The organism is Rhodococcus mengyinensis (assembly GCF_048381435.1).
In the GTDB taxonomy this organism is placed as follows: domain Bacteria; phylum Actinomycetota; class Actinomycetes; order Mycobacteriales; family Mycobacteriaceae; genus Rhodococcus_F; species Rhodococcus_F opacus_D.
This window is the reverse complement of the sequence record NZ_JBLWIT010000022.1, coordinates 1-7,437: the sequence shown is the minus strand read 5'-3', so window position 1 is coordinate 7,437 and position 7,437 is coordinate 1. Positions and strand designations below refer to the sequence as shown.

Genomic DNA, 7,437 nt, shown 5'->3' with positions numbered 1-7,437 from the left:
AGAGCGTGTCTCATGTGGGGAGTTTCTTGAAGCAGGTGAGTGCGGCGGCGAGGTGAAGGAAGCCGGCGAAGTGTTCGCCGTGGCGTTCGTAGCGGATGGTCATACGTCGGTAGCCGGTGAGCCAGGCAATGGTGCGTTCGATCTTCCACCGGTACCGGCCGAGGCGGTCGTTTCGCTCGATGCCGCGGCGGGCGATCCGCGGGACGATGCCTTGTTCGCGCAGCCACCGTCGGTGAATGTCGTAGTCGTAGCCCTTGTCGGCGCGAAGCTTTCCCGGCTTGCGTCGGCGTGGTCCGCGCCTGGACTTCGTTGCCGGAATCGCTGCCACCATTGGTTGCAGCATCGTGCTGTCGTGGGTGTTCGCCCCGGTCACGCCCACGACCAGTGGGATTCCGTTTGTTTCGGACAGGACGTGGATCTTCGATCCCTTCTTGCCGCGGTCGACGGGACTGGGGCCGGTCAGCGATCCCCCCTTTTTGCCCGGACGCTTGCCGCGTCCAGGATTGCTGCCGTCCAGTCGAGTTCGCCCGCACTACCGAGTTGGTCGAGCACCTTACGATGCAGTTTTTCGAACACCCCGGCTGCCACCCACGCGGTAAACCTTCGGTGCGCAGTAGGAACCGTGACCCCGAACGAGGGCGGCAGGTGCCGCCACGCACATCCGCTGGTGAGCACGTACACGATCGCGGTGAACACCGCCCGGTCATCGGCCGGCGCACTGCCGCCTCCCTGTGGCCGGGCGACAAAAGGCGGTATCAACGGTTCGACTATCTCCCACAACGCATCCGGAAACAACCTCAGTGACAACTCATCTACCACGCGTCACATTATGTCCCACACATCACTTCATCCACATGAGACACGCTCTTAGTGTCGTGAGTGGTCTTGGGAGCGAGCGTAAGAAGAGTTGGGCTCCGGGCCCGATCTCGCTATTGGGAGCGAAGGTGACAGAGGGCGGGGCTTTGGTGAGCGTGCGGTTGCATCTTCGTCAGTTGCGCGGCTGGCCCGGAGGACGAGGCCGAACGTGCGGAGGGGGCAGCAGGCCGACTCGGGAAGAGAACTCTCTGGGGGACACATGGCTCGGGTGCGTGATCGGCGGCATCGTATTGCATAGCCTCGTACTGTGACGATCGGGCAGTCGGAAATCAAAGGCGTGCAGGATTTTTCCGCGCTGTTTCCCCGGCGGGGTCAGGGTGCACAGTACCGATACGATTGGGCTCTGTTCGCTGATTGGTGTACTGCGCTGGCGGCGTCGGCGCTCCCCGCTGATCCCCTTGCCCTCGCGAGCTTCCTTGACGAGCATCCGGCGGCTCAGTCCACCCAACGGCGCCGTGTCGCAGCGATCAATTGGGTGCACAACGCCAGTGGGTACCCCACGCCTGGGTCTGCTCGAGTGATCCGCCAAGTTCTGTCAGCACGTGCAGGTAGACGCGACGATCTCTCTCGCACCGCACGCGGGGCGTTGTTGACGCTGCCAACTGTCGGTTGGCCACAAGGACTGTTTGGCCGAAGGGATGCGCTCATCCTGGTGCTCAACTGCATTGTTGGGATGTCCGCGATCGAGGTGGGGGACCTTCAACGGAGCGACGTCACGTATGACGGGAGTATCGTGGCCGTCGGCGCCGGACACGCTGTGGAGCTGCACCCATTAGCGGACGACCCTCGGTGCTGCCCTGTCGCGATCTACCTGAGATGGGCACGCCTTCAGGCGTTCTTCGATCGCTACCCCTCGAACCGAGTGCTCGCTCGAAGTCTTGCCAGTGCTCATGAAATCGCCGATGACACAGTGGAGCCCTACGGGAAGCTGCCGGGTCTGCGGGAGGGCCAGGACGGGCCCCTGCTGCCGAGCTTCGATCAGTGGGGACATTTCGCCGCACTCCGCCGCGATCGCCGCGGGGTGTCCGGCAAGTCGGTCACGGCGATCGTTACTGCGCATCTGACGGGAGTCACTTCGGCGAGTCATTCCCGCTCCGATCCGACGGACAGGCTTGCCGATGTCGAGGTGGAAGATGAGGTGTCCTCGTCTTGTGTCGACGGCTCCGAGAACGGGATGGACTTCACATCGTTCGGCCCGGACACACTTGCCGATCAGTATGAGGCGGCTATCGCTCGGAAGTATGCGGATGTCCGGGCATTGGGAGACCTCGCCGAGGCGTTCGAGGATATCGATCGGAAGGCCGACGCGATCCTAAGTCGCACTGAGGAGCTGCTCGCGCAGATGGGCCTGGCGTAGTCGCGGGCGGTGCGACCGCCGGGAATGCACAAGACCCTGTAGGGCAGTCCTGTCCCAGTGAGTGAACGCTGAACAGTGTCCTTCGCCGAGAGGTTTGAGGGTGGGTGAGGATTCCGCCGTGCAATACGGGCGTACGTATTGCACGGCATGGGAACGTCCGACCGCGCAGGCGGATGGCGTACGACAATTCCCGCACCTGGATTTCTAAGGACCTCCGCAATGGGCATAGTGCGAAGATGCAGAGACTGCTCTATGCCTGTTAGACGGAGGGACTGTTGGGTCGGGATCGGTGGCTACGCTGCGGTTCTCGGTCCGCGCGGGCGGGGACTGGGAGAGACTCCAAGTGCGGCGAGTGGGCCACGCTCTTCGTCTGGTAGCGCATCGGCTCTCCACTTCTTCACTGCCCGGTAGAGCCACTGACCGACCTGCTCGCCGTCAGCGTTGACATAGTTCGCGGGAACGAGTGCATTGCCATGCTGCTCACGGTAAGCGGCGATCTCGGCCAGCATTCGACGTCGCTTGCTGTCTGTCCGGGTGACCGCGGGTAGTGGGGCGTCGTCGTCTTCGCTCCATACGAAGCCGATTGAATCGAGTTGGTGAATGCGCTCTGCCGGAAGAGTGCCGAGCATTCGCGCGACGCGCTGGCGGTACTGCCAGCGACCGAGCTGGAAGCCACATTCAGTTACGTAGTTCTCGGGTATCGCTGTGTGAGGATGTTGTTGCCGGAATGCTGAGTACAGCTCCAGCGCCGAGGCTGCGGACCGGTGAGTACGCATCGAGATCAGTCCTTCTGTGGAATCCATATATTTGTAAAGTACATAGCTTCTTCTTCAGCGATGTCAACCACATCGACCGCGTGTCATGAAAATCGCCCAGATCGAGGTGAGGCGACCACCGGACTGTCGGCGAGCATCTGTTCACCAGATTGCCCGATCGTGTCCTTTTGCAGTCGTCCTCAGTGAGACGGCCGAAGGCATTCCCTCCGTTCGCATCAGCGGGATCTGGAAGTGTCGCATTCATTTAGTTCGGGGTCCTGTTGAGCTGTGTGGACATCCGAGGGATCCTCGCAATGGCCGCATGTTGTTGCTCCTCGCGGGCTCCGAAGGTCCGCGCCCGCCGAGAATATGACATCTCGCTATCGGGGATTCATTGTCGCGGTTGGTGTTCAGGCCGCGTAGGTCCAGGAGTATCAGCTGGCGGTGGGGCATCATGGTTGCGCGCATGCCCGTGAATCAGAGGCCCTGCCGTCGGCGGGATGTGGACTGCTTGAATTTTCGCGGCTCCAGTGCGATGCGAGTTGTGAGCCGGGACCTATGCCGAGTGGGCAGTGATCGCGCCGCCCTACTCAACGCTGGAATCAGCGGTGTTCTGTTCGAAACCTGTCACGGAGTGGCAGGGGAACATTACTTCGCAGTAGTGTTCCCCGGGTTATCGACGATGAAGGAGTGGAACAGTGGCGCGCAAGATTGTTGTCGAATACATCGACGACATCGACGGAACTCCGATCAAGAACGGTAACGGGGAGACGATTGCGTTCTCTGTCGACGGCGTCGACTGCGAGATCGACCTGAAGGACAAGAACGCCAGGGAATTCCGCAGTATTCTTACCTACTACATCGAGCACGCAACTCGAGTCGGCGGAAGGAAGCGTCGGTCGACTCCTTCAGTAGAAACGTCGCAGGGGCGCAAGCGGGCAAAGGAAATTCGGGAATGGGCGACCACGGAGGGCTATCAGCTGTCCGCGCGCGGACGTATCCCCGCTCAAATCGAGGAAGCGTACAGTGCCGCTCACTGAGTCCACGCCTTCGCGCGAATTCGACAAACAGCCTCCAGCCAGCTCACTTCGAGTTGGCCGGAGGCTGTGGCAGTTCCAAGGTCAGGAGGCGGACGACGCTTCTATCAGTGCCTGGCGCTGGTTGGCTCCGAGTCCGCCGATACGACGGGTCTCGGCGATCGACAGTTCCTCGAGGAGCTTCGCGGCCTTCACGGATCCGACGCCGGGGAGAGCCTTGAGCAGCGCCGAGACCTTCGTCTTCTTCACGATTTCGTCTGTTTCGGCCTTCGTGAGTACCGCTTCGACGCTGAGGTCGCCAGCTTTCACTGCGGAGAGGAGTTCGCTACGCGCCTTGCGTGCTTCAGCGGCCTTCGCCAGTGCTTCGGCGCGTTGTTCGGGTGTTAAGACAGGCAGTGCCATGATGGTGCTCCTTGTTGCGTTGTTCGGCCAGATCGTGTGGCTGTCCCTTGCCATCGTGCCAGGTGGAACGGAAATGTCCGCGTCTTGAGCGGTTGGGACCGACCTCCGGATGGCTGTTCTTACGTCTACGGATGTGGGCGACGGTGTATTCGAAGAATACGTCGTCTGGGTGGTCATCGTCGCAGAGTCGCTTCTCGATACTTCGAGGTGCATGAGCTTGGGTCGGCGTGCTACCCACCTCCGTGCCGGCGTTAGGAGGGGCGGTCGAAGGTTCCTCAGTTTCGTGCGCTCGGATGGATTGCGCAATGGTGTCGGTGGTGGCGTGTGTGTCGGTGCGGCATGATTCGCCATACATGGTCGTGGAGGTGAGTGATGGATCCATTCGAGTTCGTTGCTCATATCCCCTGTCCGCACTGCCGCGTAGGCATTGGTGAACGGTGTGTCACCAAGGACGGGTACGTGCGGAAGATCCCCTGCCTTCACCGCGTGAAACTCGCTAAATGGCCTGACTCGGAAGAGCTTCCAGATAGTGGGTCCAAGTCGGAGCGTGATGATGGCGAGCTTGGGGGCTCCCTCGACGGGTGAAGTGCGCCCCTGAATCCGACGTGGCGGCTGATGCACAGGATCCCACGACCAGCAAGCTCCGACCATCTGGCTCCTGCCTAGTAGGGGCCGCTGCAACAACGTCGTCCGCTACTGGCCGGGGCCACCGCTCCGTTGGCGATGGCCAAACTACACCTACGACATCCTGCACGCGAATGTCCGACTCATCCCCATCGAGAATCGACTGGTGTCCGCCTCACCGAATTGAAGGAAAGGGCGTTCATCGCGCGGCGACGCAGCCGCCAAGTAACTACGGTGCAGACTGCGACGACATGCTGTTACCCTACCCACGTATTTGTTCAACACGCTGTTGGACAAGTATGGAATTGTCGGAACGCATGGTTGCGACGGCGTTATCCGGCGATGACGATGCTTTGCCGCCCATAGCGTCTCGACGAGTAGATGCTCGGGGCGATGGTCCTAACGATGTTTCGGTAATAGGGTGTGTCGTTGCGCGTGATTCGCACCGTGCTGCTTGATCATTGATGAATGGCAGGGAAGGAAACCGGTTCCGGCGTGGGGTCCGACGCCCGGAAAGTCAAGCGGCGCGGCGGTCGCCGTGACCTCGGGGCGTTGCGTGACCGGCGGATGCAGGCCGCGGAGATGTTCGCCGCAGGGCGGCGGCAGGTGGATGTCGCGGTCGAGTTGGAGGTCTCCCAGCAGACCGCCTCACGCTGGCATCGACAGTGGATCGAAGGAGGCAACGAGGCATTGGAAGGTGCCGGTCGCGCGGGACGTCGGTCCCGGCTCGATGACGCCCAGATCGCCGTGATCCGAGAGGAATTGCTGAAAGGGCCCCAGGCTCACGGCTTCGCGACCGGGGTGTGGACGCTGGGCCGGGTCGCGATCGTGATCGAGCGGCTCACCGGCGTGACCTACGGACCCACCCAGACCTGGACGATCCTGCGGACCAGGCTGGGCTGGAGCCGCCAGCGTCCCGCACGGCGGGCAGTCGAACGCGACGAGGACGCCATCGTCGCCTGGCGCGAGAACGAGTGGCCGCGGATAAAAAAAGGCTCTTCTGCCATGAATGTGGATGGCCCTGCATGTGATAAGGGCAGGTGGTGTGGGGGTGGGCGCACGGGCCGCCCGTAGGGTCGAAAGCTCCTACACATCCGTCACCATCGGAGATGACCCGTGCGCGCTTCAACCCTACTCAACAGGCTGCTGTGCCTACCGCAGGCCACCGTCCGCGACGTCGAGATCGCCGACGATCGGGTGCGGGTGGCGGTGCGCCCCCACCGCCGCCGGATGCGGTGCCCGCACTGCGACTATTCAACCCTTCATCGCTACGACACCCGCGAGGTGGACTCATCGTGGCGGCACCTCGACCTGGGTGGACGCGTCTGTGTGCTCACGATGCGCCGCCGGCGACTGCGATGCCCCGAGCACGGGGTGCTGGTCGAGGCGGTGGACTTCGCCCGACCCGGATCCGGGTTCACTCGCGACTTCGAGGACCTGGCGGTGTGGCTGGCCACCAAGACCGACAAGTCCACCGTGTCGGTGTTCTGCCGGGTCACCTGGCGCACCGTCGGCGCGATCTGCGGCCGGGTCGTCGCCGACAAACTCGACCCCGACCGATTCACGAATCTGGTCGAGATCGGGGTGGACGAGATTTCGTGGCGCCGCCACCACAAGTATCTGACGCTGGTGTCCGACCACGAGACCGGCAAGATCGTTTGGGGCACCGAGGGCAAGCACGCCGCCGCGCTCGGCACCTTCTTCACCGACACCCTGCCCGCGGGGGCCGCGGAGCGGATCGAGGCGGTGTCGATGGACCTCGGACCGGCCTACGTCAAGGCGGTGCGTGAGCATGCCCCGCAGGCGACGATCTGTTTCGACCCGTTCCATGTCGTCAAACTCGCCACCGACGCCCTCGACGACGTGCGTCGCCAGGTGTGGCAGCACGCCCGCAGTCTCTCGGACAAGCAGATCGCCAAGACCTATCGAGGTGCGCGGTGGGCGCTTTTGAAGAATCCCGAAAGCCTGTCCGCCAAGCAGGCTTCGACACTGAAAGCGCTCAAACGGCAGGGCGGCGCACTGGTCCGGGCCTACGAACTCAAGGAGGCGTTGCGCGCGGTCTTCGCCGGCGATCTCGACGACGAGGTGGTGCTCGAGATGCTCGCCCGATGGTGTGCCTGGGCGCAGCGCTGCCGGATCCCGCAGTTCGTCAAACTCGGACGCACCATCCGAAAGCACCTCGACGGCATCACCGCCGCGGTCGAACGAGGCCTCGCGAACGGACGCCATGAGGGACTGAATAACAAGGTGAGGCTGATTATCCGCCGGGCCTACGGATTCCACACCGCCGAGAATGCTCTCGCGTTGATCCTGCTCGCCTGCGGACCCGTCACCCTCACCCTCCCGTATCACACGGCAACCCATCCACATTCATGACAAGAGAGCC

8 protein-coding genes are annotated in these 7,437 nt (G+C 62.6%); 5 read left to right on the top strand and 3 right to left on the bottom strand.

Annotated elements, in window-relative coordinates; translation table 11 throughout:
• Positions 1-10: 10 nt before the first annotated feature.
• A protein-coding gene (locus ACNJ7E_RS02695) for an IS5 family transposase (protein WP_418338899.1) occupies positions 11-819 on the bottom strand; the annotation gives its coding sequence in 2 pieces (ribosomal slippage) (positions 11-486 and positions 486-819; 810 coding nt in all).
• A gap of 304 nt (positions 820-1,123) precedes the next feature.
• On the opposite strand from ACNJ7E_RS02695, the gene ACNJ7E_RS02690 reads away from it, so the two are divergent.
• Entirely contained in the window at positions 1,124-2,233 is a 1,110-nt protein-coding gene (locus ACNJ7E_RS02690) for a hypothetical protein (RefSeq protein WP_317571229.1), read from the top strand.
• A 293-nt stretch (positions 2,234-2,526) separates the two neighbouring features.
• On the opposite strand, the gene ACNJ7E_RS02685 is transcribed toward ACNJ7E_RS02690, so the two are convergent.
• Complete coding sequence (locus ACNJ7E_RS02685) at positions 2,527-3,036, bottom strand: helicase associated domain-containing protein (RefSeq protein ID WP_317571230.1); 510 nt, start codon at positions 3,034-3,036, stop codon at positions 2,527-2,529.
• Between the two features lie 650 nt (positions 3,037-3,686).
• On the opposite strand from ACNJ7E_RS02685, the gene ACNJ7E_RS02680 reads away from it, so the two are divergent.
• Entirely contained in the window at positions 3,687-4,028 is a 342-nt protein-coding gene (locus ACNJ7E_RS02680; RefSeq protein WP_418339038.1) for a histone-like nucleoid-structuring protein Lsr2, read from the top strand.
• An 81-nt stretch (positions 4,029-4,109) separates the two neighbouring features.
• Here ACNJ7E_RS02680 and mihF read toward each other — a convergent pair whose 3' ends face one another.
• Entirely contained in the window at positions 4,110-4,427 is a 318-nt protein-coding gene (gene mihF, locus ACNJ7E_RS02675) for an integration host factor, actinobacterial type (protein ID WP_005564740.1), read from the bottom strand.
• Positions 4,428-4,799: 372 nt separating this feature from the next.
• On the opposite strand from mihF, the gene ACNJ7E_RS02670 reads away from it, so the two are divergent.
• The 3 genes from ACNJ7E_RS02670 to ACNJ7E_RS02660 all read left to right on the top strand — a co-directional run bounded on the left by ACNJ7E_RS02670 (position 4,800) and on the right by ACNJ7E_RS02660 (position 7,427).
• On the top strand, positions 4,800-5,012 hold the full coding sequence (locus tag ACNJ7E_RS02670) for a zinc finger domain-containing protein (RefSeq protein WP_418339036.1): 213 nt from the start codon (positions 4,800-4,802) through the stop codon (positions 5,010-5,012).
• Between the two features lie 507 nt (positions 5,013-5,519).
• Positions 5,520-6,125 carry a winged helix-turn-helix domain-containing protein gene (locus ACNJ7E_RS02665; protein WP_418339035.1) on the top strand — a complete coding sequence of 202 codons (606 nt, stop codon included), beginning with the start codon at positions 5,520-5,522 and terminating at the stop codon, positions 6,123-6,125.
• A 42-nt stretch (positions 6,126-6,167) separates the two neighbouring features.
• Entirely contained in the window at positions 6,168-7,427 is a 1,260-nt protein-coding gene (locus ACNJ7E_RS02660; protein WP_418339027.1) for an ISL3 family transposase, read from the top strand.
• The last annotated feature ends 10 nt before the right edge of the window (positions 7,428-7,437 follow it).

Bases quoted from the DNA above. Each gene is read 5' to 3' on its own strand.
- mihF (WP_005564740.1), bottom strand. From the start codon at position 4,427: ATGGCACTGCCTGTCTTAACACCCGAACAACGCGCCGAAGCACTGGCG.
- ACNJ7E_RS02685 (WP_317571230.1), bottom strand. From the start codon at position 3,036: ATGGATTCCACAGAAGGACTGATCTCGATGCGTACTCACCGGTCCGCA.
- ACNJ7E_RS02670 (WP_418339036.1), top strand. From the start codon at position 4,800: ATGGATCCATTCGAGTTCGTTGCTCATATCCCCTGTCCGCACTGCCGC.
- ACNJ7E_RS02665 (WP_418339035.1), top strand. From the start codon at position 5,520: ATGGCAGGGAAGGAAACCGGTTCCGGCGTGGGGTCCGACGCCCGGAAA.